Origin of the sequence: Citrobacter werkmanii, from assembly GCF_008693645.1 — a bacterium.
Lineage (GTDB): Bacteria > Pseudomonadota > Gammaproteobacteria > Enterobacterales > Enterobacteriaceae > Citrobacter > Citrobacter werkmanii.
Map to the genome: position 1 here is coordinate 1,827,949 of NZ_CP044101.1, position 26,522 is coordinate 1,854,470.

Genomic DNA, 26,522 nt, shown 5'->3' on the forward strand with positions numbered 1-26,522 from the left:
AGCCGAGTCATCCTGCACGACCCACCATCCTGAAAGTATAAAGAAGTAAACCCTATAAAGGGGCGTTAGCTCAGTTGGTAGAGCAGTTGACTTTTAATCAATTGGTCGCAGGTTCGAATCCTGCACGCCCCACCAGTGTAAAAAGGCGCCCTAAAGGCGCCTTTTTGCTATCTGCAATATGAAAGATTCGAACCTGCAGCAGGTTCGGGTCGAACGTAGTGAGACAACGGAGCCGTTTACGGCGACGACCCGAAGGGCGAGCGAAGCGAGTCATCCTGCACGCCCCACCAGTGTAAAAAGGCGCCCTAAAGGCGCCTTTTTGCTATCTGCAATATGGAAGATTCGAACCTGCTTGCCTGATGCGCTTCGCTTATCAGGCTTACGGGTGCCAAATGTAGGCCGGATAAGACGCCAGTCACCATCCGGTACTCATCACACGCAATTATTGTGACTTTTCTGCACTAATCCGCTATCTTGTTTAGCATATAAAACAAACTAAACCGAATATGGCGTGTGTCACGCTTTTAATCGGTTATTTCGTTAAGCCAGTAAAACGAGAAAGCAAGATGAGCGTGATGTTTGATCCTGAAGCTGCAATTTATCCATTTCCGCCGAAGCCAGCACCGCTGAGTGCGGACGAAAAACAATTTTACCGTGAAAAAATCAAGCGCCTGCTGAAAGAGCGTGATGCCGTTATGGTCGCGCACTATTACACCGATCCTGAAATCCAACAGTTGGCCGAAGAGACCGGCGGCTGTATTTCTGATTCTCTGGAGATGGCGCGGTTCGGCTCAAAACATCCCGCTTCTACGCTGTTGGTTGCGGGCGTGAGATTTATGGGAGAAACCGCCAAAATTCTCAGCCCGGAAAAGACCATCCTGATGCCAACCCTGCTGGCAGAATGTTCATTAGATCTGGGTTGTCCGATTGATGCGTTCAGCGCGTTTTGCGACGCGCATCCGGATCGCACCGTAGTGGTTTACGCCAATACCTCAGCAGCAGTTAAAGCACGTGCCGACTGGGTCGTGACCTCCAGTATTGCGGTTGAACTTATTGAGCATCTTGATAGTTTGGGTGAAAAAATCATCTGGGCCCCGGACAGACATCTGGGCAACTACGTGCAAAAACAGACCGGTGCAGACGTTCTTTGTTGGCAGGGGGCGTGTATCGTCCACGACGAGTTTAAAACTCAGGCTTTAACACGCATGAAAGCGCTTTACCCCAATGCCGCCGTGCTGGTGCATCCGGAGTCCCCTCAGTCCATCGTTGATATGGCCGATGCGGTCGGGTCAACCAGCCAGTTAATCAACGCAGCAAAATCGTTACCGCACCAGCAACTGATAGTGGCGACAGACCGGGGTATTTTTTACAAAATGCAGCAAGCTGTTCCCGATAAAGAGTTGCTTGAAGCGCCAACGGCTGGCGAAGGGGCAACCTGTCGCAGTTGCGCGCATTGTCCGTGGATGGCGATGAACGGCCTCAAGGCGATTGCTGAGGGTCTGGAGCAAGGGGGGACTGCTCACGAGATACATGTAGATGCAGCGCTGCGAGAAGGTGCATTGCTGCCGTTAAACCGCATGTTGGAATTTGCGGCTACACTTCGGGCTTAATTAATTTATTTGCTCTGGGGGAAAAGATGGACTTTTTTAGCACGCAGAACATTCTGGTACATATTCCGATCGGTGCGGGCGGTTACGATCTGTCGTGGATCGAAGCCGTGGGGACGATCGCCGGATTATTGTGTATTGGCCTGGCGAGCCTTGAGAAAATCAGTAATTACGTCTTCGGACTGATAAACGTCACGCTGTTTGCGATTATCTTCTTTCAGATCCAGCTCTATGCCAGCCTGTTGCTGCAGGTTTTCTTTTTTGTCGCGAATATCTACGGCTGGTATGCCTGGTCCCGGCAAACCAACCAGCATGAGGCAGAGTTGAAAATACGCTGGTTGCCGTTACCGAAAGCGATCGGTTGGCTGGCTGCTTGCGTGGTGGCGATTGGCCTGATGTCGGTCTATATCGATCCGGTGTTTGCATTTTTGACACGTATTGCCGTGAACATTATGCAGGGGCTGGGATTACAGGTAGCGGCTCCAGAGTTGCAACCCGATGCATTCCCGTTCTGGGATTCCTGCATGATGGTGCTGTCGATTGTGGCGATGATCCTGATGACGCGCAAATACGTTGAAAACTGGCTGTTGTGGGTGATCATTAACGTCATTAGCGTAGTGATCTTTGCTCTGCAAGGCGTATATGCCATGTCACTGGAATATATGATCCTGACGGTTATCGCCCTGAACGGAAGCAGGTTGTGGATTAACAGCGCGCGTGAGCGGGGTTCCCACGCGCTGTCCCATTAATGGTGATGATGTGCATGGCCGGACACGCCCTGATACAGGTGGCAGTCCGGCCCATTGCACGGCTGATATTCCATCTGGATCGTGGCGTGTTCAATCTGGTAGTGATGAATCAGGAAATGTTGAATACGCTCCAGCAGCGCGTCGTGATCGTGCGGCGGGACCACCTGCACATGCAGCGTCATGACCGGTTTTTCACCTACCATCCAGACGTGTACATGATGCACATTGCGAACTTCGGGGATATCCCGGCTGAGATGGCGCTGCAATGCGGCAATATCCAATGTAAGCGGAGCGCCTTCCAGTAATTCATTTACGCTATCTTTCAATAACCGCCAGGCGCTACGCAGTACCAGCACGGAAACCAGAATCGAGAGAATTGGGTCCGCTGGCGTCCAGCCCGTCCAGATAATAATCAGCGCAGCGATGATTGCTCCAACCGAGCCGAGCAAATCGCCCATTACGTGTAGCGCTGCGGCGCGGACGTTAAGGTTTTTCTCTTCACTGCCGCGATGTAAAACCCAAAAAGCGAGCACGTTCGCCAGTAAACCCGCGACAGCAATGATCATCATCATGCCGCCCGCTACGGGACGTGGCGTATGGAAGCGCTCAATCGCCTCCCAGACGATTAAAATGGTGATCACAACCAATGCGATGGCGTTAACAAACGCGGCTAATGTTGTGAGTCTCAACCAGCCGAAAGTGTGCCTTATAGTGGGCGGGCGTCTGGAGAACTGGACCGCCAGCAGGGCAAATAGAAGCGCGGCGGCATCTGTGAGCATATGTCCGGCATCAGCCAGTAACGCCAGCGAGCCTGAAATAATTCCACCCACCACTTCAACCAGCATAAATCCGGCTGTAATGCAGAATGCGAAAAGCAATCTGCGGGCATTATTGTCCTTAGGTTGCTCAGGGGAAGTATGAGTATGTGAGTGCGCCATTATGCCATCCCTTTGTTATTCTCACCTTTACTGTATGTCATGATACCGTTTTTGGGATGATAAAATTAAAAAGGAGAGCTATTGCTCTCCCGTTATTAGCTTTATTTTCAGCGTTACTGGGTAGTACCGTCAGTTTTGGTGTCGGCATCATTATTGATGCCGTTTCCGGTCTCAACTTTTTTATTCACATCCGGGCAGCGTCCGTCCTTACACATGGTGTTTTTATGCACCTCGTCTTTGGTCATTCCTTCATGGTTCATTGATGAACCGTCCGGATGCAGCATTGTGCCACCCGAATTCACGTTGTTGTTATCGACATTATTTGGCGCAACGTTTTCGCGCGCGTCTGGCGCGACTTGACCGGCATCTGCCGCGGAATTTGCCTGGCCGTTATTCGACTGCGTGTTGGTGTCAGCTGCGAGCGCCGCGCCGCTGGCGAGGCTGAGTGTGGCCGTCAAAAAGAGTGAAGTCAGCTTTGTCATATGCATATTATGCTCCTGTTATGATTGAGATGTCGGATAACGTCTTCCAACAGTGCATGTGCCAGTACATCAGCAGGACATGGTTAATAGTTTTGCTATGCAAATTAAAACCAGCATAGAATCTTGAAATTTATGAGAATTTAAGCTGTTGCAGTTATAAATTGTAGTCTGGATCTCTTTTTTCGCTACTTTATTGCGTTTTTTGGGCCTATTCCAGGATTAATCCGTCCAAAGTGTAAAACCCCGTTTACACTTTATGACTGAAGATATAGATTGGAGGGATTGCATTCATTTATATAAGTATGGCAACGCTGGAATAATCATGAATTATCAGAACGACGATTTACGCATTAAAGAGATCAACGAATTATTACCCCCGGTCGCACTGCTGGAAAAATTCCCCGCTACTGAAAATGCCGCCAATACGGTGGCGCATGCCCGTAAGGCGATTCATAAAATTCTCAAAGGCAGTGACGATCGTCTGCTGGTGGTGATTGGGCCGTGTTCTATTCATGATCCGGCAGCGGCTAAAGAGTATGCCGCTCGCTTGCTGGCGCTACGTGAAGAGTTAAAAGGCGAACTTGAAATCGTCATGCGCGTCTATTTTGAAAAACCGCGTACAACCGTAGGCTGGAAAGGACTTATCAACGATCCGCACATGGATAACAGCTTCCAGATCAACGACGGTCTGCGCATTGCCCGTAAACTGCTGCTGGATATCAACGACAGTGGTTTGCCGGCCGCAGGCGAGTTCCTGGATATGATCACCCCACAATATCTTGCCGATCTTATGAGCTGGGGCGCAATTGGCGCACGTACTACAGAATCTCAGGTACACCGTGAATTGGCGTCAGGTTTGTCCTGCCCGGTTGGTTTTAAAAACGGTACTGATGGCACCATCAAAGTCGCCATTGATGCAATCAATGCTGCCGGGGCGCCGCATTGCTTCCTGTCTGTAACCAAATGGGGCCATTCGGCGATTGTGAATACCAGCGGTAATGGCGATTGCCATATCATTCTGCGCGGCGGCAAAGAGCCGAATTACAGCGCTCAGCACGTTGCCGACGTGAAAGAAGGTTTGGTCAAAGCGGGGCTTTCTCCGCAGGTGATGATCGACTTTAGCCATGCCAACTCCAGCAAGCAGTTCAAAAAGCAGATGGATGTTGCGAAAGACGTTTGCGGGCAGGTTGCCGGTGGCGAAAAAGCAATTATTGGCGTGATGATTGAAAGCCATCTGGTTGAAGGTAATCAGAACCCGGATAGCGGTGAACCCCTGACCTACGGCAAGAGCATCACCGATGCCTGCATTGGCTGGGAAGATACCGATGCGGTGTTACGCCAGTTGGCGGAAGCGGTAAAAGCGCGCCGCGGGTAAAAAACTCATCCGGGTTAGCCTCGGTAGGCCGGATAAGGCAACGCCGCCATCCGGCAATAAAAAAAGCGTGGAGCATTCCACGCTTTTTTATTGGGAGCGAAAAAATTACTTCGCTTTACCCTGGTTAGCAACGGCTGCGGCTTTTGCCGCGATCTCGTCAGCGTTACCCAGATAGTAGTGTTTAATCGGCTTAAAGTTTTCGTCAAACTCATACACCAGCGGTACGCCGGTCGGGATGTTCAGTTCGAGGATTTCATCTTCGCTCATGTTATCCAGGTACTTCACCAGCGCGCGCAGGGAGTTACCGTGAGCAGCGATAATTACGCGCTCACCGCTTTTCATACGCGGCAGAATGGTTTCGTTCCAGTAAGGAATCACGCGATCGATGGTCAGCGCCAGGCTTTCGGTGAGCGGTAGTTCTTTGTCAGTCAGTTTGGCATAACGCGGGTCGTGACCCGGATAACGCTCGTCATCTTTGGTCAGTTCCGGTGGGGTAACCGCAAAGCCGCGACGCCATTGCTTAACCTGCTCGTCACCGTATTTTTCAGCGGTTTCTGCTTTGTTCAGACCCTGTAGCGCGCCGTAATGACGCTCGTTCAGTTTCCAGGATTTCTCAACCGGCAGCCAGGCCTGATCCAGTTCGTCCAGGACGTTCCAAAGGGTATGGATGGCACGTTTCAGCACAGAGGTATAGGCAAAATCAAAGCTATAGCCTTCCTCTTTCAGCAGTTTACCGGCCGCTTTTGCTTCACCTACGCCTTTCTCGGACAGATCAACGTCATACCAACCGGTAAAACGGTTTTCGTTGTTCCACTGACTTTCACCGTGTCGTACCAGAACCAGCTTAGTTACAGCCATACACTCACTCCTATCAATCATATTTAATGATAATAATTCTCATTATATTGCCGTAATGAGTCAGCGGCAATGCTTACGCATAACCATAGCGAAAATAGCGCCACAGTGTAAGGTTCTTGTGAACTCAAGGTTGCGATTTTGTCTTTGGATGATGGGGGGAAGCGGGTTTGCTGCGGAAAACAAACAACAGGCCCGATAAATTCTATCGGGCCTGTCAGGATGAACTGTCAGGCAGGAATAAACTGATATTCCGTCACGCTGGTATACTCTTCACCCGGGCGCAGGAAGCAGTCCGGCTGTGGCCATTCTGGATGATTCGGGCTGTCTGGCAGAAACTCACTTTCCAGCGCCAGACCTTGCCAGTCTTCATAGGCCTCCGGCCCACGTGAAGGCGTACCGCCAAGGAAGTTTCCTGAGTAAAACTGCAATGCCGGGGCTGAGGTGTAAACCACCATCTGCAGTTTTTCATCCTGAGACCAAACCTGAGCCGCCGGAGTACGCGCATTGCCTTGTGCCTGGAGCAGGAAGGCGTGATCGTAACCTTTTACCTTGCGCTGATCGTCATCGGCCAGAAATTCGCTGGCGATGATTTTCGGGGAACGGAAATCAAAAGTGCTTCCGGCGACGGATTTCAGCCCGTCATGCGGGATGCCCATTTCGTCTACGGGTAAATACTCATCCGCCAGAATTTGCAGCTTGTGCTGGCGCACATCCGTTTTGTCACCGTCGAGATTAAAATAGACATGATTCGTCAGATTTACCGGGCAGGGCTTATCAACCGTGGCACGGTAGGTTATCGAAATCCGATTATCGTCAGTCAGGCGATACTGCGCGGTGGCGCAAAGATTCCCAGGGAAACCCTGGTCGCCATCGTCAGACGTTAAGGCAAACAGCACCTGACGGTCATTCTGATTCACTATCTGCCAGCGACGTTTGTCGAAACCGTTCGGTCCGCCGTGCAGTTGGTTATCACCCTGGCTTGGCAGCAATTCAATGGTTTCGCCGTCAAAGGTATAGCGGCTGTTGGCGATACGGTTAGCGTAGCGGCCAATGGAAGCCCCCAGAAACGCGGCCTGTTCCGGGTATTGCTCCGGACTGGCGCAACCGAGCAGGGCTTCGCGCACACTACCATCGCTAAGTGGAATACGCGCAGAGAGCAGCGTTGCGCCCCAGTCCATGAGCGTGACCACCATCCCTGCGTCGTTACGCAGGGTAAGCAGGCGGAACGGCTGACCGTCGGGCGCCATTACGGGAATTTCGTTTAACATTGTCCGGCTCCTTGTGAAGGTTTACAGACGTAAAATGTTTCTTTAATACCGGTTTTAGCTTCGTACTGTTCGGCGACGGCCTGCTGCACGGCAGGCACCAGATCTTGCGGGATCAGCGCCACAATACAGCCCCCGAAGCCGCCGCCTGTCATACGAACACCACCTTTATCGCCGATGGTTGCTTTGACAATCTCAACCAGCGTATCAATTTGCGGCACGGTAATTTCAAAGTCATCGCGCATTGAAGCGTGAGATTCCGCCATCAGCTGACCCATGCGTAACAGGTCGCCTTTTTCCAGCGCATTCGCAGCTTCCACGGTACGCGCGTTTTCCGTGATCACGTGACGAACGCGTTTGGCGACAATCGGATCCAGTTCGTGAGCAACTGCGCTAAAGGTTTCAAAGCTGACGTCACGCAGGGCAGGTTGCTGGAAGAAACGCGCCCCGGTTTCACACTGTTCGCGACGGGTGTTGTACTCGCTACCCACCAACGTACGTTTAAAATTGCTGTTGATGATTACCACCGCCACGCCTTCAGGCATGGAAACGGCTTTGGTGCCCAGCGTACGGCAGTCGATCAGCAGCGCATGATCTTTCTTGCCAAGCGCGGAGATCAACTGATCCATAATGCCGCAGTTGCAGCCGACAAACTGGTTTTCAGCTTCCTGGCCGTTCAGAGCAATCTGCGCCCCGTCGAGCGGCAGATGATAAAGCTGCTGGAACACGGTGCCTACCGCCACTTCCAGCGAAGCCGAAGAGCTTAAGCCTGCGCCCTGAGGCACATTACCGCTGATCACCAGATCCGCGCCGCCAAAGGCGTTATTACGCTTTTGCAGATGCTTCACCACGCCACGCACGTAGTTTGACCACTGCTGGCTGTCATGAGCGATAATTGGCGCGTCCAGAGAGAACTCGTCCATTTGATTATCGTAGTCAGCCGCGATAACGCGAACTTTTCTGTCATCGCGTGCCGCACAGCTAATCACGGTTTGATAGTCGATAGCGCAGGGCAGAACGAATCCGTCGTTATAATCGGTATGTTCGCCAATCAGGTTTACACGGCCCGGTGCCTGAATAGTATGGGTGGCAGAGTAGCCAAATGTTTCAGCAAACAGAGATTGTGTTTTTTCTTTCAGACTCATTATTTAAACTCCGGATTCGCGAAAATGGATGTCGCTGACCGCACGCAGTCGTTCAGCCGCTTGTTCTGCTGTCAGGTCGCGCTGGGTTTCCGCCAGCATTTCGTAACCGACCATAAATTTGCGCACGGTTGCCGAACGCAGCAGCGGCGGATAAAAGTGTGCGTGCAACTGCCAGTGTTGGTTTTCTTCACCGTTAAACGGTGCGCCGTGCCAGCCCATGGAGTAGGGGAATGAGCACTGGAACAGGTTGTCGTAACGACTGGTCAGTTTTTTCAACGCCAGCGCCAGATCAGCGCGCTGTTCGTCGGTCAAATCGGTGATACGCAGGACATGCGCTTTTGGCAGCAGCAGCGTTTCGAACGGCCATGCCGCCCAATAGGGCACGACTGCCAGCCAGTGTTCTGTTTCAACGACCGTACGGCTACCATCAGCCAGTTCACGCTGGACGTAATCAAGGAGCATCGGAGCGCCCTGTTCGGCGAAGTACGCTTTTTGCAGGCGATCTTCACGTTCGGCTTCGTTGGGCAGAAAGCTATTGGCCCAAATCTGTCCGTGGGGATGGGGGTTCGAACACCCCATTGCCGCGCCTTTATTCTCAAAGACCTGCACCCAGGGATAGGTTTTGCCTAAATCTGCCGTCTGTTCCTGCCACGTTTTCACGATTTCTGTTAGCGCAGGCACGCTGAGTTCCGGCAGCGTTTTGCTGTGATCGGGCGAAAAGCAAATCACGCGGCTGGTACCGCGCGCGCTCTGACAGCGCATTAACGGATCGTGGCTGTCCGGCGCGTCCGGGGTATCGGACATCAGCGCGGCAAAGTCGTTAGTAAAAACATAGGTCCCGGTGTAATCCGGGTTTTTATCGCCGGTAACACGTGTATTGCCTGCACACAGGAAGCAGTCCGGGTCATGTGCGGGTAGAACCTGCTTAGATGGTGTTTCCTGCGCCCCTTGCCAGGGGCGTTTTGCACGATGCGGTGAGACGAGGATCCACTGCCCGGTGAGCGGGTTAAAACGGCGGTGTGGATGATCGACAGGATTGAATTGCGTCATGATTGATCCTTAATCCGTATATCCCTGCGGATGGCGTGATTGCCAGTGCCAGGTGTCTTGCGCCATTTCATCCAGGGTGCGAGTTACGCGCCAGTTGAGCTCGCGATCGGCTTTACTGGCATCTGCCCAGTAGGCAGGAAGATCGCCATCACGACGCGGGGCAAAATGGTAATTCACCGGTTTACCGCAGGCTTTACTGAAGGCGTTGACCACATCCAGCACGCTGCTGCCGATGCCCGCCCCGAGGTTGTAAATATGCACGCCCTGTTTGCCCGCCAGTTTTTCCATCGCGGCGACGTGGCCATCTGCAAGATCCATTACGTGGATATAGTCGCGAACGCCGGTGCCATCTTCGGTAGGGTAGTCGTTGCCAAATATGGCAAGGGACTCGCGGCGGCCAACGGCAACCTGTGCGATGTAAGGCATCAGGTTGTTTGGAATACCTTGCGGGTCTTCACCCATATCGCCTGACGGATGCGCGCCAACCGGGTTGAAGTAGCGCAGTAAGGCGATACTCCAGTCGGGCTGTGCTTTTTGCAGATCGGTCAGGATCTGTTCAACCATCAGCTTACTTTTGCCATACGGGCTTTGTGGTGTGCCGGTGGGGAAACTTTCAACGTAAGGAATTTGCGGCTGATCGCCATAGACGGTCGCGGAGGAGCTGAAAATGAAGTTTTTCACGTTAGCGGCGCGCATGGCATTCACCAGACGCAGCGTCCCGTTGACGTTGTTGTCATAGTATTCCAGCGGCTTGGCAACGGACTCGCCAACGGCTTTTAAACCGGCAAAATGGATGACCGTGTCAATGGCATGATCGTGCAGAATTTCGGTTATCAGCGCTTCGTTACGAATATCCCCTTCCACGAAAGTCGGGTGCTTGCCGCCTAAACGCTCGATGACGGGCAGAACGCTGCGCTTGCTGTTGCAGAGGTTATCCAGGATCACCACCTCGTGACCGTTTTTCAGCAACTGCACGCAAGTGTGGCTTCCTATGTAACCGCTACCACCTGTAACCAATACTCTCATAATTCGCTCCGTTAAGCCTATGGTATGCAATAACCATAGCATAACAAAGATGCGAAAAGTGTGACATGGAATAAATTAGTGGAATCGTTTACACAGTGATGTTTTCACTCGTTTGCATTGGTTATTTTATTTTAAATCATAAGGTTAAGTTGTTATCTCGGAGTTTATCTGAAAAAAATGCAGAAAAAAGGGCGTGTTAAACGCCCTCAAATGAAAATTAACGCAGAGAGGTTTGTTGATAGGCGTAGACATCGCCCTCGGGCACAAACTCCAGTCGATGGGTAATGCAGGCCGGGGCGTCTTCAGCATGGTGGGAGACAAACAGCAGTTGGGTTTCGCCTTCACCGATCAGTACATCCACAAACCGACGAATCAGTTGGCGATTGAGCGGGTCCAGTCCTTGCAAAGGCTCGTCGAGGATTAACAGAGTCGGGTGTTTAACCAGCGCACGCACAATCAACGCCAGCCGTTGCTGCCCCCAGGAAAGACTGTGGAACGGCGCATCCGCGGTACGTTTATCCATGCCCAGAATATCCAGCCACTGCTGGACCAGTTTGTGCTGTCTGTCAGAGACGGCCTGATAGATGCCGATTGAGTCAAAGTAGCCGGAGAGAATCACATTGCGTACCGTCGTACTGACCCGGTAATCGAGATGCAGGCTACTGCTGACGTAGCCGATGTGTTTTTTAATATCCCAGATAGTTTCGCCACTACCCCGACGGCGGCCAAACAGCGTTAAATCGTTGCTGTAACCCTGGGGGTGATCGCCGGTGATTAAACTCAGTAGGGTTGATTTTCCCGCTCCGTTGGGGCCGACGATTTGCCAGTGTTCCCCCGGATTTACCTGCCAGCTCAGATGATGCAGGATAGGGCGATCGTTATACGAGACGGTGCCATCGTTAAGCACAATACGTGGCGCGTTATCGGACAGCGTGCGACGGACCGAAGGCTCGTCCGGCTCGGGTAATTGGATGCCTTCCAGGCGTTCACTATGGGCAAGTTGAGCGATTAATGCCTGTTGCAGAAGGTCTGCTTTTGCGCCGGTTTCAGTCAACGTGCAATCGGCAAGTACGCCGGCAAATTGCACGAACTCGGGAATCTCATCAAAGCGGTTAAGCACCAGTACCAGTGTAAAACCGGTCTGGTGCAGTTCAGCGAGCAGTTCTGCTAACTGGCGACGGGACGCCACGTCCAGCCCGTCAAAAGGCTCATCAAGGATCAGTAAATCCGGTGCGGACATTAACGCCTGACAGAGCAGGGTTTTGCGTGTTTCACCGGTGGAAAGGTATTTGAAACGCCTGTTGAGCAGGGAAGAAATACCAAACTGCTGCGCCAGCGCAGCGCAGCGAGTGGGGTCGTTGACCTCATCCTGAATGATTTCTGCGGTGGTACGCCCGGTGTCATCTTCACCGGGGCTGAGAAGATCGGTGTTGTTTCGCTGCCACTCGTCGCTGACCAGCTTTTGTAGCTGCTCGAAGGAGAGTCGGGTAATACGTGTAAACTGACAGTGCCGCTCACCTTTCAGTAGCGGCAATTCTCCTGCCAGCGCACGGGCCAGCGCGGATTTCCCGCTGCCGTTAGAGCCCACAAACGCCCAGCTATCACCCGCGTGTAATGTCAACGCATCTAACTGGAGCGTTCTTGTGTCGCTAAGACGAAACGTGCCTTGCGAAATTTGCAATGATGACATTTTGTATCCCATTATTTGCAGCAATTAATGACAGGGATACGTGTTCTTCAGGCTAATGTCAATTAACTCAGCACAGCGTCGCAATAATCACTTTGTCAGCATTAAAATATGCTGTTGCGTTAGCACCTTCCGCTAAAGCGTGAGTCTGCTCCACTGGCAGCGTCGCACACAGCGTCTGGCCGTCTGGCAACGTCATTAACACCTCACATTGTTCTGCGCCACGTTCGATATGACTAATCGTTCCATGCAACTGATTATCAGCGGCCTGAGCGATAGCCTCGTCCTGGGTAATGCCTACCCACGGTGCTTTCAACAGAATTAATACTTCTTTGCCTTCCTCAAGACCCAAACGCTCACCGCTTTGCGCAGTAATCGCCACCTTCAGGCGCGTTTCGCCATCGGCCAACAGGACGTCGACATGCTGTTGTACCTGGTCGTGGTCGCGAGCGGTAATCGTGCCAAACCATTGGTTACGGGCGCTGGTTTGCAGTGAAAAGCGGGAAATGGCTGCCAGCAGGCTATTGAGCGGCAGCGCATCGTCATCGCTCAACACATCAAACGCTTTTTGTTGAATTTGTGCGAGCAAATCATACAGTTGGATCAGACGCTGGCCGTAACGCGTCAACACCGCGCCGCCGCCGCCTTTACCGCCGGTGGCGCGCTCAACCAGCGTTTGCTCACTGAGCTGGTTCATTTCGTTAATCGCGTCCCAGGCGCTTTTATAACTGATACCCGCATCCTTCGCGCCCTGACTGATGGAGCCGGAAAGCGCAATGTGCTTAAGCAGAGAAATGCGACGGGGATCGGCAAACAGTTTTTGCTGAAGTTTCAGCGTAAGAAGGATTTCGGCCTGCATCACAAGCTCCTGGCAAAAAAGGGTATTGTGACGGAAAACCGCGTGCGCGCAAAGCCAACCGCACAAAAGGGGAGTGCTTTTCTGCGCGATGTGGTTAGAATACAACTAAGGACTATATCTGGAGTTGACCATGTTAGAGTTATTGAAAAGTCTGGTATTCGCCGTAATCATGGTACCTGTGGTGATGGCCATCATTCTGGGTCTGATTTACGGATTGGGTGAAGTGTTCAACATTTTTTCCGGTATCGGTCAGAAAGACCAGTCCAGACAGAATCATTGATTCCCCAAACGCCCGCTCAGTCGGGCGTTTATATTTTTGCCTTTCAGCCCGTTTTCTCTGGCAACAGTTTCTCAAGATCCTGCTTCTCGTGCCGATATTTTCATGGTGTAACCTCTAATTGGTATCAATAACCGCTGGGAAAATTCTGGCTTAACCGTTATATTTGCGCGTACATAACGAAACTCAAAGGAGCTACAGATGGCACGCACATGGTTACGCTTGTTTGCAGGGGCGACGCTTTCTCTTTCTGTCGCAGGACATGCATTGGCGGATGAAGGGAAAATCACGGTATTCGCAGCGGCTTCGCTCACCAACGCGATGCAGGATATTGCGACGCAATACAAAAAAGAGAAGAACGTTGACGTCGTCTCCTCTTTTGCCTCGTCTTCTACGCTGGCGCGTCAGATTGAAGCAGGCGCGCCTGCTGACCTGTTTATTTCTGCCGATCAGAAATGGATGGATTATGCGGTCGATAAAAAATCGATGGATACCGCCACGCGTGCAACGCTGTTAGGCAACAGTCTGGTGGTGGTGGCGCCGAAAGCCAGCGCCCAGCAAGACTTTACTATCGACAGTAAAACCAACTGGACCCATTTGCTGAATGGTGGACGCCTGGCTGTCGGCGATCCGGAACATGTTCCGGCAGGCATTTATGCCAAGGAAGCACTGCAAAAACTGGGCGCATGGGATACTCTGGCGCCGAAACTGGCACCTGCGGAAGACGTTCGCGGTGCGCTGGCGCTGGTAGAACGTAACGAAGCGCCGCTGGGGATCGTCTATGGTTCCGATGCTGTCGCCAGCAAAGGCGTCAAGGTTGTCGCGACCTTCCCGGAAGATTCACACAAAAAAGTGGAATACCCTATCGCGATTGTTGATGGGCACAAAAACGCAACGGTCAGCGCGTTCTATGATTACCTGAAAGGACCGCAGGCTGCTGAAATCTTTAAACGTTATGGATTTACGACCAAGTAATGATACTGACCGATCCTGAATGGCAGGCCGTCATACTGAGCCTGAAAGTTTCTTCCCTGGCCGTGTTGTTTAGTCTGCCGTTTGGGATCTTCTTTGCCTGGCTGCTTGTGCGATGCACCTTCCCGGGTAAAGCGCTGCTCGACAGCGTTCTGCATTTGCCGTTGGTGCTGCCGCCGGTGGTGGTGGGGTATCTGCTGTTAGTCGCCATGGGGCGGCGCGGATTTATCGGCGAGCGGCTGTATGACTGGTTTGGCATCACCTTTGCCTTTAGCTGGCGCGGTGCGGTGCTGGCTGCGGCGGTGATGTCTTTCCCTCTTATGGTACGGGCCATTCGTCTGGCGCTGGAAGGCGTCGACGTCAAGCTGGAGCAGGCGGCCCGAACGCTCGGGGCCGGACGCTGGCGCGTATTCATGACCATTACCTTACCGCTGATGTTGCCCGGCATTATTGTCGGGACGGTGCTGGCGTTCGCGCGTTCCCTCGGGGAATTCGGCGCAACGATTACCTTTGTCTCCAATATTCCTGGCGAAACCCGCACTATCCCCTCGGCGATGTATACCCTGATCCAAACGCCTGGCGGCGAAAGCGCAGCGGCAAGGTTATGCATTATTTCTATTGTGTTGGCGCTGATTTCACTGCTGATTTCTGAATGGTTGGCGCGTATTAGCCGTGAGCGGACGGGGCGATAATCATGCTGGAACTTAACTTCTCCCAGACGTTGGGAACCCATTGCCTGACGCTCAACGAAACGCTGCCTGCCAGTGGGATTACCGCTATTTTTGGTGTCTCCGGCGCGGGAAAAACGTCGCTGATTAACGCCATCAGCGGTCTGACGCAGCCGCAGTCCGGACGTATTGTGCTTAACGGTCGGGTGTTAAACGATGTTGAAAACGGAATCTGCTTAACGCCTGAAAAGCGTCGGGTGGGTTATGTATTCCAGGATGCGCGTCTGTTTCCCCATTATAAGGTGCGCGGTAACCTGCGTTACGGTATGGCGAAAAGCATGGCCGGGCAGTTTGATAAGCTGGTGGCGCTGCTGGGCATTGAACCGCTGCTCGATCGCCTACCGGGAAGTCTTTCCGGCGGCGAAAAACAGCGCGTTGCTATTGGTCGGGCGCTGCTTACCGCGCCAGAGTTATTGCTGCTTGATGAACCGTTAGCCTCACTGGATATTCCGCGCAAACGCGAACTGCTACCTTATCTGCAACGACTGGCGCGTGAAATTAATATTCCGATGCTGTATGTCAGCCACTCGCTTGATGAAATTTTGCACCTGGCAGACAAAGTGATGGTGCTGGAAAACGGGCAGGTCAAAGCATTTGGTTCGCTGGAGGACGTCTGGGGGAGTAGCGTAATGCACCCCTGGCTGCCGAAAGAACAGCAGAGCAGTATTCTGAAAGTCAGCGTGCTGGAGCATCATCCTCACTATGCGATGACCGCGCTGGCGCTGGGCGATCAGCATCTGTGGGTCAACAAGCTTGAGCAGCCGCTGCAATCCGTGCTGCGCATTCGCATTCAGGCGTCTGATGTTTCGCTGGTACTCCAGCCGCCGCAGCAGACCAGTATTCGTAACATACTGCGTGCGAAGGTCGCCCAGTGCTATGACGATAACGGTCAGGTGGAAGTGCAGCTTGAGGTGGGCGGGAAAACGCTGTGGGCGAGGATCAGCCCGTGGGCCAGGGATGAGCTTGGCATCAAACCTGGCCTGTGGCTGTACGCGCAAATTAAGAGCGTGTCGATCACCGCCTGATTACAGCAGGTGGGTGTAGATAAACTTCGCGATGCTGTCGGTGGTATTGTCACCAATCACGATGTTGGCGCGGGCTTTGACCGCGTCATCAGCGTTACCCATCGCCACGCCGGTGCCTGCGGCTTCCAGCATGCTGATATCGTTAAAGTTGTCGCCAAAGGCGATCACATTTTCCATTGACCCACCCTGCGCTTCGATCCACTGAGTAAGACGTCGCCCTTTGCTGTTACCTTTACGGGCAATGTCGACTTGATCATGCCAGGACCATTCACACTCCAGCCCCAGTTGTTGTTCAACGTCTTTACCAAACTGCTGCAGTTTTGGAATATCTTCGTCGGTCAGGGCAAATTTCCACACGGCGTTGACATCATGCGCGGCCTGCGCCAGCGAAGGAACCTGGGTAAAGGTTGGGCGCTGTTCCGGCGGTAGCGTTTGCGCCCAGTTAGCGGTACGCACCACATGCCCGGTCGGACGCTCATACAGCATGGCCTCGTCAACATACATCAGTCCATGAATTTGATGTTCATCCAGCATTTCGATGAGCTGCAATGCCTGGTCAACCGGGAGGGGATCGGATTCCAGTACCCTTTTTGCATGATAATCATACAAGTAAGTGCCGTTGCAGCAAATTGCAGGTGTATCCAGCGCCAGTGCCTGATAAAAAGGATGAATAGCAACGTGATGGCGACCTGTGACAATGATAAGTTGGTAGCCTGCTTCTCTGGCGCGTGAGAGCGCTTCAAGAGAGGATGGCAACAAGGTCTTTTTCGGGGTCAGCAAGGTACCGTCTAAATCCAGGGCAATCACGCGTGCGGTCATAGGTTTTTCCAGATTAAGGTTGAGAATTGTGTCTGCTGGAATGGTACACCGAGACGGGAGCCGGACAAAATTCTGAGTCTTGATTAAGCATTCACCGTTAAAAGCGTCTACCTTAGGCGTGTGTCAGGCAATTGCAGCCACCTGCCAACAAGCAAAGGAGTATTCATGAAACAAACCGTTTATACCGCCAGTCCTGAGAGTCAGCAAATTCATGTCTGGAGCCTGAATCACGATGGGTCTTTGACGCTGACCCAGGTGGTTGATGTACCGGGTCAGGTACAGCCGATGGTCGTCAGCCCGGATAAGCGCTATCTCTATGTCGGTGTGCGTCCGGAGTTTCGTGTTCTGGCATATCGTATTGCGCCTGATGACGGTGCGCTGACCTTCGTTGCGGAATCTGCGCTGCCGGGTAGTCCGACGCATATTTCTACCGATCGTCAGGGGCGCTTCGTGTTTGTCGGTTCCTATAATGCGGGCAGCGTCAGCGTCACGCGTCTGGAAAATGGTCTGCCGGTGGAGCTCCTGGATGTGGTTGACGGTCTTGATGGTTGCCACTCGGCCAACATCTCTCCGGATAACCGTACTCTGTGGGTTCCGGCTTTGAAACAGGATCGTATCTGTCTGTTTGACGTCAGTGATGATGGTCATCTGGTCGCGCAGGAGCCGGCAGAAGTGACCACCGTGGAAGGCGCGGGTCCGCGTCATATGGTGTTCCATCCGAATAAGCAATACGCCTATTGCGTGAATGAGCTGAACAGCTCAGTTGACGTCTGGGAGCTGAAAGATCCGCACGGCAAAATTGAATGCGTACAGACGCTGGATATGATGCCTGCTGATTTCTCCGATACCCGATGGGCGGCAGATATTCATATTACGCCGGATGGTCGTCATTTGTATGCCTGCGATCGTACCGCCAGTCTGATTACGGTGTTTAGCGTCTCAGAAGACGGAAGCGTGCTGACTAAAGAAGGCTTCCAGCCGACCGAAACGCAACCACGCGGTTTTAATATCGACCACAGCGGTAAATACCTGATTGCCGCCGGGCAAAAATCTCATCACATCGCGGTGTACGAGATTGCTGGCGAACAAGGGTTGCTGACGGAGAAAGGTCGTTACGCGGTAGGACAAGGCCCGATGTGGGTGGTGGTTAACGCGTACTAATATTGCGTCTAATGCCGGATGAGTATCCGGCACATTGCCCGGCAGAGCATGAGTCTGCCGGGTTTACATCAGAGAATGGCAATTACTGCTTAGGCTCTGCAACCACTTTGCTACCAATACCGCGGTTGTTGTATTCCCACATGCGGTTGAAGTTAGTGTCGTTCAGGTTACGCTGGATTTCGCCTTTATCATCTTCCGCGCCGGTATTACCGGTAAAGGGATGTTTTGAGATAACGCTGTCAGCCCACGGTTTCGCCATGTTAAAGCCTTCGTTAATCACGCTGTCGCGAATAACCACCTGTCCATTGGTGTTAGAATCAACATCCAGCGAGCGGCCCAGCTGCGCCACGCCATCACCACTTGCCGTGAAGCGGCTATTGATAGCCAGGAAACCGTAGTAGATGTTTGACAGGGTAGCCGGTGCAAACACGTACGCTTCCTGCTGGGTACGGGAGTTCACAACGCGGAAATCGGTGTTATCGAATACCACCGCGCCACGACCAGACACGATATCCACATCGCCTTCAATGTAGCTGTTCGTCACCAGCGTACGCGGCTGACGATCGTTTTCCAGACGGTTTTGTACGCCGCTATTGGTCACGAAGAAGGTGTTCTGGCGACCCAGGATGTTGACGTTGTTGATCTGTACTTTATCGCCATCGGTACGCAGTGCGACTGCCGGATGGTTCCCTGCATCAACGCTATCACCGAGGTTGTTTTCAATGGTCAGGTTCTGCAATTGCAGACCGTTATTTTGCGACCAAACGACCGCAGAACACATCACGCCAATATTGGTGCCGCGCTTGCTCTGGCAATTATCAAACATATACCACGCTGGTTTGCCCGGCATATATTTACCGCCCGGGTTCACCGTACGACGCCAGTCAGCGGTGCTCATATCACCGTCAATGGCCTGGCCAATTTTCACATCCAGCGGTTTTTCGCCAGTACCGTAAAGCGTCAGGCTACCTGTCGCTGCCGGGATATAGACCGTGCCCTGATATTCGCCCGGCATGATCGCGATGTACTGACGTTTGTTGGTACGTTTGATGATTGCCGCATCAACCGCGGCCTGAATGCTGGTATGCGTCACGCCCTGGGTACCTGCCGGGCCAACGACAAAGTCAGGCTGCGCGGGCAAAGTAATAGCAGAAGGGCTCCACGGCGCGGTGTTTGGCGTCAGCGCGGAAAAATAGTGCGCGGCGACGAAGTTTTTCGCTTCATTGGCCGACAGAATCGGGCGCGAAGCGGTGCCAGGCGCGGTCTGATCGGAAGGAATTTGATCGGGCGGTGTAGAGCTACAGGCGGTCAGCGTCACGCCAAAAGCCATTGCCAGCGCCAGACGGGAAACTGATGATATGTTCACAGGTTGCTCCGGGCTTTGAAAGTTATCCATTGAAGCCTGCTTTTTTATACTAAGTTGAGCGAAACGGGAAGGTTAAAAGGTAAAAAGTTCTTTTTTATCGCCGTAATGCCCGGCGCGGAGAGACCTTATATCACAAATAGATAACAATTATGCTCATCCAGGTTGACAACATCCGCTGAATCAAAAATAAATGTCTATACAACCTATGACAAGTGGTGAGTCAAATGCAGCAATTCTTCCCTGATGATGTTATCTGGCGCAATGTTCGCCTGGCGACCATGGATCCTGAACGTGATAACCCGTATGGGCTGGTGGATGGACATGCGTTGATCGTCCGCCAGGGTAAGATTCGCGCTATTGTGCCGGAGTCTTCGTTATACCTCACACATGACAATACCTTTGATTTGCAGGGCCGGCTGGTGACGCCTGGCCTGATCGACTGCCATACGCACCTGGTTTTTGGCGGAAATCGCGCAGGTGAATGGGAGCAGCGGCTTAACGGTGTTTCCTACCAGCAGATAAGCGCCCAGGGGGGCGGTATTAATGCCACCGTGTCGGCGACCCGTAGCGCCACTGATGAACAACTTCTTCATATAGCGCATCAGAGAATGGAGAGGTTAATCAAAGAAGGCGTTACGCTACTGGAAATAAAGTCTGGTTATGGTCTGGATTTGCAGACAGAAGAGAAAATATTACGTGTGGTGGCAGCGCTGGCGGCGGAAGATGTGATTGAAATAAGCCCGACGCTGTTGGCTGCCCATGCTACCCCGGCGGAATACCGGGGCGATCCTGACGGCTATATTACGCTGGTATGCGAGACTATTTTGCCGCAGTTGTGGGAGCAAGGGCTGTTCGAGACCGTCGATCTGTTCTGCGAAAGCGTCGGTTTTACGCTGGCGCAGAGTGAGCGGGTGTTCCAGGCAGCACAGGCGCTGGGCGTCCCGATCAAAGCGCATGTTGAACAACTGTCACTGCTCGGCGGCGCCCAACTGGTGAGCCGCTACCACGGTTTATCCGCTGACCATATTGAATATCTTGATGAAGCGGGCGTGGCGGCGATGAGCCAAAGCGGTACGGTTGGGGTGTTGTTGCCCGGCGCTTTCTATTTCCTCAAAGAGCAACAGCGTCCGCCGGTAGAGCTGTTACGGCAATATCAGGTGCCGATGGCGGTGGCGACCGACTTCAACCCTGGCACCAGTCCGTTTATCAGTCTGCACTGGGCGATGAATATGGCTTGCGTCCAGTTTGGCCTAACGCCGGAAGAAGCGTGGGCAGGCGTCACCCGTCATGCGGCCCGGGCGCTGGGACGTCATGCCTCTCACGGTCAATTGAAGGCCGGGTTTGTGGCTGATTTTGTGGTGTGGGATGCCGAACTCCCGGTCGAGATCCTCTATGAGCCTGGGCGTAACCCGCTCTACCAACGTGTATTCAAAGGACAACCTGCATGATTAACTGGCAACCTGCTTCTCCTGCGCTATGGCAGGGGCGAGATGACCGCGTCGAGTCGCCGACTGCGCTGCGCCTGTTTCAGACGATTACGCTGAGTCCGGCGTTTTCACCGGAAATGTACTCTGAGCAGATAGCGCTACTTGGTTTTGCCTGTGATGAAGGCGTTAAACGTAATCAGGGGCGTACGGGAGCCGCCGGAGCGCCAGATGCGCTACGTAAAGCGCTGGCGAATTTAGCCAGTCACGACGGGCATCAGCGGCTGGTGGATCTGGGAAATATTGTGGCGCAGGCCCCCGATCTTGAGGGGGCGCAGCAGGCGCTACGCAAGGCGGTACAGCGCTGTCAGCAGGCGAAAATGCGTACCCTGGTACTGGGGGGAGGACACGAAACCGCGTTTGCCCATGGCGCTGGCGTGCTGGATGCGTTCCCGCAGGCAAAAGTGGGCATCATCAATCTCGACGCGCATCTCGATTTGCGTCATGCCGAACAGGCCACATCTGGTACGCCGTTTCGCCAGCTGGCGCACCTTTGCGATGAACAGCAACGCGGATTTCACTATGCCTGTATCGGCGTCAGTCGGGCGGCAAATACCCAGGCGCTGTGGGATGAAGCGCAGCGGCTTGGTGTCACCGTGGTGGAAGATTTGCACTGTGATTCGGCACAGGCCCAACTGGCGCAGTTTGCCTCTGGCGTGGATGTCATCTATCTGACTATCGACCTTGACGTGCTGCCGGTTTGGGAAATGCCCGCGGTGTCAGCGCCTGCCGCGCTGGGCGTACCGTTGGCGACGCTGTTGGGTCTGATTGAACCCCTTTGTCGTAGCGGTAAACTGCAGGCGGTGGATATGGTTGAATTTAATCCACGCTTTGACGATGATGGCAGAGCGGCACGCGTTGCGGCGCGATTAGGCTGGCAAATCGCGCACTGGTGGCGCTGACATGCCTGAGGGCGTTACGCTTATCAGGTTCGGGTAATGTCTGTAAACTATACCCATTCACATTTCAGCTTAAGGAAGGCACACGCATGCTCCCATCCCGTTCTGCTCCAGCTCCTTTTTACGAAAAGGTAAAGCAGGAGATCAGCGAAAAGATTGCCAGCGGTATCTGGCAAGCTCACGATCGTATCCCGTCTGAGGCAGAGCTGGTGGCACAGTATGGTTTTAGCCGCATGACCATCAATCGGGCGCTGCGTGAGTTAACGGATGAGGGGTTGCTGGTGCGTTTGCAGGGGGTGGGGACGTTTGTCGCCGAGCCAAAAGGCCAGTCTGCGCTGTTTGAAATTCGCAGTATTGCGGATGAAATCAACGCGCGTCAGCATCAGCACCGCTGTGAGGTTCTGACGCTGGAAAGAACCCAGGCAAATGCGCAGCAGGCTTTAGTGTTAAACGTTAAAGAAGGCACCCCCATTTTTCACTCCATCATGGTGCACTACGAGAACGATTTGCCGGTACAAATTGAAGATCGCTGTGTGAATGCGGAGATTGTGCCGGAGTATCTGGCGCAGGATTACAGCCAGACCACGCCTCACGCTTACCTGTCGCTGATCGCCCCCTTAACGGAAGGTGAGCACATTGTCGAAGCGGTACGCGCCAGTGCGGAAGAGTGCGCGTTGCTGAAAATCAAAGAACACGATCCCTGCTTGCTGATCCGCCGCAAAACCTGGTCCGCATCATCCATTGTCTCTCATGCCCGTTTGCTGTTTCCGGGTTCCCGCTATCGCCTGCAAGGACGGTTTATGTCCTGATGTCGGGATACCAAAACCGTGATTGCTGACGCAATATAATAAAAATGTATCTTAATTGTTAAAATCACCCTTGCGACAACTTGTATAGACAAGTATATGTTACTTATCTATCCGACGTTCGCGAGGAGTTTTCTGTCATGTCCCATAGCAAATATCGTCAGCAGGATATTCGTGCCCCGCGTGGCACTACCTTAACGGCCAAAAGCTGGCTGACCGAAGCGCCGCTGCGCATGTTAATGAACAACCTGGATCCCGATGTGGCGGAAAATCCGCATGAGCTGGTGGTATACGGCGGGATTGGTCGCGCTGCACGTGACTGGGCGTGTTACGACGCCATCGTTAATGCGCTGACACAACTGGAGAGCGATGAGACCCTGCTGGTCCAGTCGGGTAAACCGGTCGGTGTGTTCAAAACCCATGACAATGCCCCGCGCGTACTGATTGCTAACTCCAACCTGGTTCCGCACTGGGCAACCTGGGAACACTTTAACGAGCTGGATGCCAAAGGGCTGGCGATGTACGGTCAGATGACCGCCGGGAGTTGGATCTACATCGGCAGCCAGGGCATCGTGCAGGGGACGTATGAAACCTTCGTTGAGGCCGGACGTCAGCATTATCAGGGTAACCTGAGCGGACGCTGGGTGTTAACCGCCGGGCTGGGCGGTATGGGCGGGGCGCAGCCGTTAGCCGCGACGCTGGCGGGCGCATGCTCGCTGAATATTGAATGTCAGCAAAGCCGCATTGATTTCCGTCTGCGTACCCGTTACGTGGACGAGCAGGCGACATCGCTGGACGATGCGCTGGCGCGTATCGATAAGTACACCCGCGAGGGTAAAGCGGTTTCCATTGCGCTGTGCGCGAATGCCGCCGACGTTGTGCCGGAGCTGGTGAAACGTGGTGTGCGCCCGGATATGGTGACCGACCAGACCAGCGCCCACGATCCGCTGCATGGTTATCTGCCGTCCGGTTGGAGCTGGGAAGAGTATCAGGCGAAAGCGGTGTCCGATCCGCAGGGTACGGTGCAGGCGGCGAAACGCTCAATGGCAACACATGTCGAAGCGATGCTGGCGTTTAGCAAAATGGGCGTACCGACGTTTGATTACGGCAATAACATTCGCCAGATGGCCAAAGAGATGGGCGTGGAAAACGCCTTTGATTTCCCCGGTTTTGTGCCAGCGTATATTCGACCGCTGTTCTGTCGTGGCATTGGCCCGTTCCGCTGGGTGGCGCTTTCCGGCGATCCGCAGGATATTTATAAAACCGATGCCAAAGTGAAAGAGATCGTGGCTGACGATAAACACCTGCATCACTGGCTGGATATGGCGCGTGAGCGGATTAACTTCCAGGGCTTACCGGCGCGTATCTGCTGGGTCGGCCTGGAATGGCGGCAGAAGCTGGGGCTGGCGTTTAATGAAATGGTGCGCAGCGGCGAAGTGTCCGCGCCAATTGTTATTGGCCGTGACCATCTTGACTCCGGCTCCGTTGCCAGTCCGAACCGCGAAACCGAAGCCATGCGCGACGGGTCTGACGCCGTATCTGACTGGCCGCTGCTGAATGCGCTGCTTAACACCGCCAGCGGCGCGACGTGGGTGTCACTGCATCACGGTGGCGGAGTGGGAATGGGTTTCTCCCAGCATGCCGGGATGGTCATTGTTTGTGATGGCACCGATGAAGCCGCTGCGCGTATTGCCCGGGTATTGCATAACGATCCGGCTACCGGTGTGATGCGCCACGCTGACGCTGGATATGATATTGCGGTGGAATGCGCCGTCGAAGAAGGGCTGAATTTGCCGATGGTCGCTGCGACGCAGGGGAAACGCTGAGATGAATACCATGACATTAACGCCGGGCCAACTGACTTTTGCACAACTTCGTGACATCTGGCAGCAGCCGGTCCAACTAAGCCTTGATGCCAGCGCAATTGACGCCATTAATGCAAGCGTCGCCTGCGTCAATAACATTGTCGCTGAAGGCCGTACGGCATACGGCATTAATACCGGTTTTGGCCTGCTGGCGCAGACCCGTATCGCCACAGAAGATTTGCAGAATTTACAGCGCTCGTTGGTGCTTTCTCATGCGGCTGGCGTCGGCGAGGCGCTGGACGACGCGATGGTGCGTCTGATTATGGTGCTGAAAATCAACAGCCTGGCGCGCGGTTTTTCCGGTATTCGCCTGAGCGTGATTGAAGCGCTGATTGCGCTGGTGAATGCCGGGGTGTATCCGCTGATCCCGGCGAAAGGCTCAGTGGGGGCATCGGGTGACCTGGCGCCGTTGGCGCATATGTCTCTGACACTGCTGGGTGAAGGGAAGGCGCGCTGGCAGGGGGAATGGCTCCCGGCGACCGAAGCGCTGAAAAAGGCCGGGCTGGAGCCGATAACGCTGGAGGCGAAAGAAGGGCTGGCGTTGCTTAACGGCACCCAGGCTTCGACGGCTTTTGCGCTGCGTGGGCTAATTGAAGCTCAGGAACTGTTTGCGTCGGCGACGGTGTGCGGGGCGCTGACCACCGAAGCCGTTTTGGGCTCCCGTCGTCCGTTTGACGCGCGGATTCATGCCGCGCGAGGACAACGCGGACAGATTGACGCCGCGGCGCTGTACCGCCATGTGTTGACGGATTCCAGCGCGCTTTCGCAGTCGCATCATAACTGTGAAAAAGTACAGGATCCGTATTCTCTGCGCTGCCAGCCGCAGGTGATGGGGGCATGTCTGACGCAAATGCGCCAGGTGATGGATGTTCTGCTGGTGGAAGCCAACGCGGTTTCCGACAACCCGCTGGTGTTTGCCGAAGAAGGCGATGTGATTTCCGGCGGCAACTTCCATGCTGAACCCGTGGCGATGGCGGCGGATAACCTGGCGCTGGCGATTGCGGAAATCGGGGCCTTATCGGAGCGACGCATTGCGTTAATGATGGATAAACACATGTCGCAACTGCCGCCTTTCCTGGTGAAAAATGGCGGAGTTAACTCCGGCTTTATGATTGCGCAAGTCACGGCTGCCGCGCTGGCGAGCGAGAACAAAGCGCTGGCGCATCCGCACAGTGTAGACAGCTTACCGACCTCCGCCAACCAGGAGGATCATGTGTCTATGGCGCCGGCGGCGGGTCGCAGGCTGTGGGAGATGGCGGCGAATACGCGCGGCGTGATTGCCGTCGAGTGGCTGGCGGCGTGTCAGGGAATCGATCTACGTGAAGGGTTAACCTCAAGTCCATTGCTGGAGCAGGCGCGCCAGGCGCTACGCGAGCAGGTTGCCCACTATACGCAGGATCGCTTTTTCGCCCCGGATATTGAGTCCGCGACCGAACTGTTAGCGCAAGGAACGTTGTTGAAATTGCTGCCCGAATTTCTGTAGAAAATTGCCTGATGGCGACGCTGACGCGTCTTATCAGGCCTACGATCTGCTTTGTAGGCCGGATGAGGCGAAGCCGACATCCGGCCCAACAGAGATTAACTAAACATCGCCGTAATCGAGGCGCTGGCGAGCGAGTGGAAGTGAACATTAAATCCAACCATCGCGCCGCTGGCGTCCTCATCGACATCAATACGCTCTACATCCAGCGCGTGAACCGTAAAGATATAGCGATGAGTTTCCCCCTTCGGCGGCGCTGCGCCGCCATAACCGGCTTTACCAAAATCTGTACGGGTCTGAATCACCCCGTCCGGCAGTGCAACCAGACCGGAACCGAAGCCTTGCGTGAGAACGCGGGTATCGGCGGGCAGATTTACAACTACCCAGTGCCACCATCCGGAGCCGGTGGGCGCATCAGGATCGTAACAGGTCACGACAAAGCTCTTAGTCCCGGCGGGCACATCATCCCATGCCAGATGCGGGGAAATATTATCCCCGTCAAATCCCATGCCGTTAAAGACGTGACGATGCCCAAGCTTCTCCCCATCGCGCAGATCGTTACTGATTAGTTTCATACTGACTCCTCTCGTTAGCCAAAA

General features: G+C 53.8%; 25 protein-coding genes, 1 tRNA gene and 1 other RNA gene. 15 read left to right on the plus strand and 12 right to left on the minus strand.

All coding sequences use genetic code 11. The features are described from left to right. The first annotated feature begins 59 nt into the window (after positions 1-59). The 4 genes from FOB24_RS09270 (at position 60) to pnuC (ending at position 2,356) form a co-directional block, all read left to right on the plus strand. Positions 60-135: transfer RNA gene (locus FOB24_RS09270), tRNA-Lys, on the plus strand. A 29-nt stretch (positions 136-164) separates the two neighbouring features. Then, positions 165-290: non-coding RNA, RtT sRNA (locus tag FOB24_RS09275), on the plus strand. A gap of 276 nt (positions 291-566) precedes the next feature. Then, complete coding sequence (gene nadA / locus FOB24_RS09280; RefSeq protein WP_150344808.1) at positions 567-1,610, plus strand: quinolinate synthase NadA; 1,044 nt, start codon at positions 567-569, stop codon at positions 1,608-1,610. 26 nt (positions 1,611-1,636) lie between these two features. Next, positions 1,637-2,356, plus strand: coding sequence for a nicotinamide riboside transporter PnuC (gene pnuC, locus FOB24_RS09285; RefSeq protein ID WP_087857619.1), 720 nt, complete (start codon positions 1,637-1,639; stop codon positions 2,354-2,356). Here pnuC and zitB read toward each other — a convergent pair. Both zitB and FOB24_RS09295 read right to left on the minus strand, forming a co-directional pair. After that, complete coding sequence (gene zitB, locus FOB24_RS09290) at positions 2,353-3,294, minus strand: CDF family zinc transporter ZitB (RefSeq protein ID WP_069323184.1); 942 nt, start codon at positions 3,292-3,294, stop codon at positions 2,353-2,355. The genes pnuC and zitB overlap by 4 nt on opposite strands. A gap of 113 nt (positions 3,295-3,407) precedes the next feature. Then, positions 3,408-3,782: a YbgS-like family protein gene (locus FOB24_RS09295; RefSeq protein ID WP_038638965.1), complete on the minus strand. Its 375-nt coding sequence runs from the start codon at positions 3,780-3,782 to the stop codon at positions 3,408-3,410. Between the two features lie 316 nt (positions 3,783-4,098). On the opposite strand from FOB24_RS09295, the gene aroG reads away from it, so the two are divergent. Next, complete coding sequence (aroG, locus tag FOB24_RS09300; protein WP_038638968.1) at positions 4,099-5,151, plus strand: 3-deoxy-7-phosphoheptulonate synthase AroG; 1,053 nt, start codon at positions 4,099-4,101, stop codon at positions 5,149-5,151. Positions 5,152-5,256: 105 nt separating this feature from the next. Here the strand turns inward: aroG and gpmA are convergent, their stop codons facing one another. The 7 genes from gpmA to modE all read right to left on the minus strand — a co-directional run bounded on the left by gpmA (position 5,257) and on the right by modE (position 13,041). Further along, positions 5,257-6,009 (minus strand): 2,3-diphosphoglycerate-dependent phosphoglycerate mutase, encoded by a 753-nt coding sequence (gpmA, locus tag FOB24_RS09305; protein ID WP_038638971.1) that lies wholly within the window; start codon positions 6,007-6,009, stop codon positions 5,257-5,259. A 227-nt stretch (positions 6,010-6,236) separates the two neighbouring features. Beyond that, positions 6,237-7,277, minus strand: coding sequence for a galactose-1-epimerase (gene galM / locus FOB24_RS09310; RefSeq protein WP_150344809.1), 1,041 nt, complete (start codon positions 7,275-7,277; stop codon positions 6,237-6,239). Further along, positions 7,271-8,419: a galactokinase gene (galK, locus tag FOB24_RS09315; protein ID WP_150344810.1), complete on the minus strand. Its 1,149-nt coding sequence runs from the start codon at positions 8,417-8,419 to the stop codon at positions 7,271-7,273. Before galK ends, galM begins: the two co-directional genes overlap by 7 nt. Positions 8,420-8,422: 3 nt before the next feature. Next, positions 8,423-9,469 carry a galactose-1-phosphate uridylyltransferase gene (galT, locus tag FOB24_RS09320; RefSeq protein ID WP_038638980.1) on the minus strand — a complete coding sequence of 349 codons (1,047 nt, stop codon included), beginning with the start codon at positions 9,467-9,469 and terminating at the stop codon, positions 8,423-8,425. 9 nt (positions 9,470-9,478) lie between these two features. Further along, the gene (gene galE / locus FOB24_RS09325; RefSeq protein ID WP_038638984.1) at positions 9,479-10,495 is read right to left on the minus strand and encodes a UDP-glucose 4-epimerase GalE; all 1,017 of its coding nucleotides are present in this window, start codon (positions 10,493-10,495) and stop codon (positions 9,479-9,481) included. A gap of 217 nt (positions 10,496-10,712) precedes the next feature. After that, positions 10,713-12,185 (minus strand): molybdate ABC transporter ATP-binding protein ModF, encoded by a 1,473-nt coding sequence (modF, locus tag FOB24_RS09330; protein ID WP_150344811.1) that lies wholly within the window; start codon positions 12,183-12,185, stop codon positions 10,713-10,715. 67 nt (positions 12,186-12,252) lie between these two features. Then, the gene (gene modE / locus FOB24_RS09335) at positions 12,253-13,041 is read right to left on the minus strand and encodes a molybdenum-dependent transcriptional regulator (protein ID WP_085047483.1); all 789 of its coding nucleotides are present in this window, start codon (positions 13,039-13,041) and stop codon (positions 12,253-12,255) included. A 130-nt stretch (positions 13,042-13,171) separates the two neighbouring features. Between modE and FOB24_RS09340 the strand changes: the two genes are divergently transcribed. The 4 genes from FOB24_RS09340 (at position 13,172) to modC (ending at position 16,043) form a co-directional block, all read left to right on the plus strand. Continuing rightward, positions 13,172-13,321 (plus strand): AcrZ family multidrug efflux pump-associated protein, encoded by a 150-nt coding sequence (locus FOB24_RS09340; protein WP_003023026.1) that lies wholly within the window; start codon positions 13,172-13,174, stop codon positions 13,319-13,321. A gap of 198 nt (positions 13,322-13,519) precedes the next feature. After that, positions 13,520-14,293 carry a molybdate ABC transporter substrate-binding protein gene (gene modA, locus FOB24_RS09345; RefSeq protein WP_087857616.1) on the plus strand — a complete coding sequence of 258 codons (774 nt, stop codon included), beginning with the start codon at positions 13,520-13,522 and terminating at the stop codon, positions 14,291-14,293. Further along, positions 14,293-14,982, plus strand: coding sequence for a molybdate ABC transporter permease subunit (gene modB, locus FOB24_RS09350; RefSeq protein WP_038638996.1), 690 nt, complete (start codon positions 14,293-14,295; stop codon positions 14,980-14,982). The genes modA and modB overlap by 1 nt, the downstream gene beginning before the upstream one ends. A gap of 2 nt (positions 14,983-14,984) precedes the next feature. Beyond that, on the plus strand, positions 14,985-16,043 hold the full coding sequence (modC, locus tag FOB24_RS09355; protein WP_038638999.1) for a molybdenum ABC transporter ATP-binding protein ModC: 1,059 nt from the start codon (positions 14,985-14,987) through the stop codon (positions 16,041-16,043). On the opposite strand, the gene FOB24_RS09360 is transcribed toward modC, so the two are convergent. Beyond that, positions 16,044-16,862 (minus strand): pyridoxal phosphatase, encoded by an 819-nt coding sequence (locus tag FOB24_RS09360; protein WP_087857615.1) that lies wholly within the window; start codon positions 16,860-16,862, stop codon positions 16,044-16,046. Between the two features lie 165 nt (positions 16,863-17,027). Between FOB24_RS09360 and pgl the strand changes: the two genes are divergently transcribed. After that, positions 17,028-18,023: a 6-phosphogluconolactonase gene (gene pgl, locus FOB24_RS09365; RefSeq protein ID WP_150344812.1), complete on the plus strand. Its 996-nt coding sequence runs from the start codon at positions 17,028-17,030 to the stop codon at positions 18,021-18,023. Positions 18,024-18,105: 82 nt separating this feature from the next. Here the strand turns inward: pgl and FOB24_RS09370 are convergent, their stop codons facing one another. Next, a complete protein-coding gene (locus FOB24_RS09370; protein ID WP_069323359.1) occupies positions 18,106-19,389 on the minus strand; it encodes a putative acyl-CoA thioester hydrolase in 1,284 nt (427 codons plus the stop codon). Between the two features lie 224 nt (positions 19,390-19,613). On the opposite strand from FOB24_RS09370, the gene hutI reads away from it, so the two are divergent. The 5 genes from hutI to hutH all read left to right on the plus strand — a co-directional run bounded on the left by hutI (position 19,614) and on the right by hutH (position 25,926). Beyond that, positions 19,614-20,837 carry an imidazolonepropionase gene (gene hutI / locus FOB24_RS09375; protein WP_085047479.1) on the plus strand — a complete coding sequence of 408 codons (1,224 nt, stop codon included), beginning with the start codon at positions 19,614-19,616 and terminating at the stop codon, positions 20,835-20,837. Further along, the gene (gene hutG / locus FOB24_RS09380; RefSeq protein ID WP_150344813.1) at positions 20,834-21,775 is read left to right on the plus strand and encodes a formimidoylglutamase; all 942 of its coding nucleotides are present in this window, start codon (positions 20,834-20,836) and stop codon (positions 21,773-21,775) included. The genes hutI and hutG overlap by 4 nt, the downstream gene beginning before the upstream one ends. Before the next feature lie 86 nt (positions 21,776-21,861). Next, complete coding sequence (locus tag FOB24_RS09385; protein WP_038639017.1) at positions 21,862-22,581, plus strand: histidine utilization repressor; 720 nt, start codon at positions 21,862-21,864, stop codon at positions 22,579-22,581. 137 nt (positions 22,582-22,718) lie between these two features. Beyond that, positions 22,719-24,404, plus strand: coding sequence for a urocanate hydratase (gene hutU, locus FOB24_RS09390; protein WP_069323195.1), 1,686 nt, complete (start codon positions 22,719-22,721; stop codon positions 24,402-24,404). Between the two features lies 1 nt (position 24,405). Then, a complete protein-coding gene (gene hutH / locus FOB24_RS09395; RefSeq protein WP_121528786.1) occupies positions 24,406-25,926 on the plus strand; it encodes a histidine ammonia-lyase in 1,521 nt (506 codons plus the stop codon). Between the two features lie 95 nt (positions 25,927-26,021). On the opposite strand, the gene FOB24_RS09400 is transcribed toward hutH, so the two are convergent. After that, the gene (locus tag FOB24_RS09400) at positions 26,022-26,498 is read right to left on the minus strand and encodes a kinase inhibitor (protein ID WP_150344814.1); all 477 of its coding nucleotides are present in this window, start codon (positions 26,496-26,498) and stop codon (positions 26,022-26,024) included. Between the last annotated feature and the right edge of the window lie 24 nt (positions 26,499-26,522).

Coding starts and splice junctions, on each gene's coding strand:
- nadA (WP_150344808.1), top strand. CDS start 567: ATGAGCGTGATGTTTGATCCTGAAGCTGCAATTTATCCATTTCCGCCG.
- pnuC (WP_087857619.1), top strand. CDS start 1,637: ATGGACTTTTTTAGCACGCAGAACATTCTGGTACATATTCCGATCGGT.
- zitB (WP_069323184.1), bottom strand. CDS start 3,294: ATGGCGCACTCACATACTCATACTTCCCCTGAGCAACCTAAGGACAAT.
- FOB24_RS09295 (WP_038638965.1), bottom strand. CDS start 3,782: ATGCATATGACAAAGCTGACTTCACTCTTTTTGACGGCCACACTCAGC.
- aroG (WP_038638968.1), top strand. CDS start 4,099: ATGAATTATCAGAACGACGATTTACGCATTAAAGAGATCAACGAATTA.
- gpmA (WP_038638971.1), bottom strand. CDS start 6,009: ATGGCTGTAACTAAGCTGGTTCTGGTACGACACGGTGAAAGTCAGTGG.
- galM (WP_150344809.1), bottom strand. CDS start 7,277: ATGTTAAACGAAATTCCCGTAATGGCGCCCGACGGTCAGCCGTTCCGC.
- galK (WP_150344810.1), bottom strand. CDS start 8,419: ATGAGTCTGAAAGAAAAAACACAATCTCTGTTTGCTGAAACATTTGGC.
- galT (WP_038638980.1), bottom strand. CDS start 9,469: ATGACGCAATTCAATCCTGTCGATCATCCACACCGCCGTTTTAACCCG.
- galE (WP_038638984.1), bottom strand. CDS start 10,495: ATGAGAGTATTGGTTACAGGTGGTAGCGGTTACATAGGAAGCCACACT.
- modF (WP_150344811.1), bottom strand. CDS start 12,185: ATGTCATCATTGCAAATTTCGCAAGGCACGTTTCGTCTTAGCGACACA.
- modE (WP_085047483.1), bottom strand. CDS start 13,041: ATGCAGGCCGAAATCCTTCTTACGCTGAAACTTCAGCAAAAACTGTTT.
- FOB24_RS09340 (WP_003023026.1), top strand. CDS start 13,172: ATGTTAGAGTTATTGAAAAGTCTGGTATTCGCCGTAATCATGGTACCT.
- modA (WP_087857616.1), top strand. CDS start 13,520: ATGGCACGCACATGGTTACGCTTGTTTGCAGGGGCGACGCTTTCTCTT.
- modB (WP_038638996.1), top strand. CDS start 14,293: ATGATACTGACCGATCCTGAATGGCAGGCCGTCATACTGAGCCTGAAA.
- modC (WP_038638999.1), top strand. CDS start 14,985: ATGCTGGAACTTAACTTCTCCCAGACGTTGGGAACCCATTGCCTGACG.
- FOB24_RS09360 (WP_087857615.1), bottom strand. CDS start 16,862: ATGACCGCACGCGTGATTGCCCTGGATTTAGACGGTACCTTGCTGACC.
- pgl (WP_150344812.1), top strand. CDS start 17,028: ATGAAACAAACCGTTTATACCGCCAGTCCTGAGAGTCAGCAAATTCAT.
- hutI (WP_085047479.1), top strand. CDS start 19,614: ATGCAGCAATTCTTCCCTGATGATGTTATCTGGCGCAATGTTCGCCTG.
- hutG (WP_150344813.1), top strand. CDS start 20,834: ATGATTAACTGGCAACCTGCTTCTCCTGCGCTATGGCAGGGGCGAGAT.
- FOB24_RS09385 (WP_038639017.1), top strand. CDS start 21,862: ATGCTCCCATCCCGTTCTGCTCCAGCTCCTTTTTACGAAAAGGTAAAG.
- hutU (WP_069323195.1), top strand. CDS start 22,719: ATGTCCCATAGCAAATATCGTCAGCAGGATATTCGTGCCCCGCGTGGC.
- hutH (WP_121528786.1), top strand. CDS start 24,406: ATGAATACCATGACATTAACGCCGGGCCAACTGACTTTTGCACAACTT.
- FOB24_RS09400 (WP_150344814.1), bottom strand. CDS start 26,498: ATGAAACTAATCAGTAACGATCTGCGCGATGGGGAGAAGCTTGGGCAT.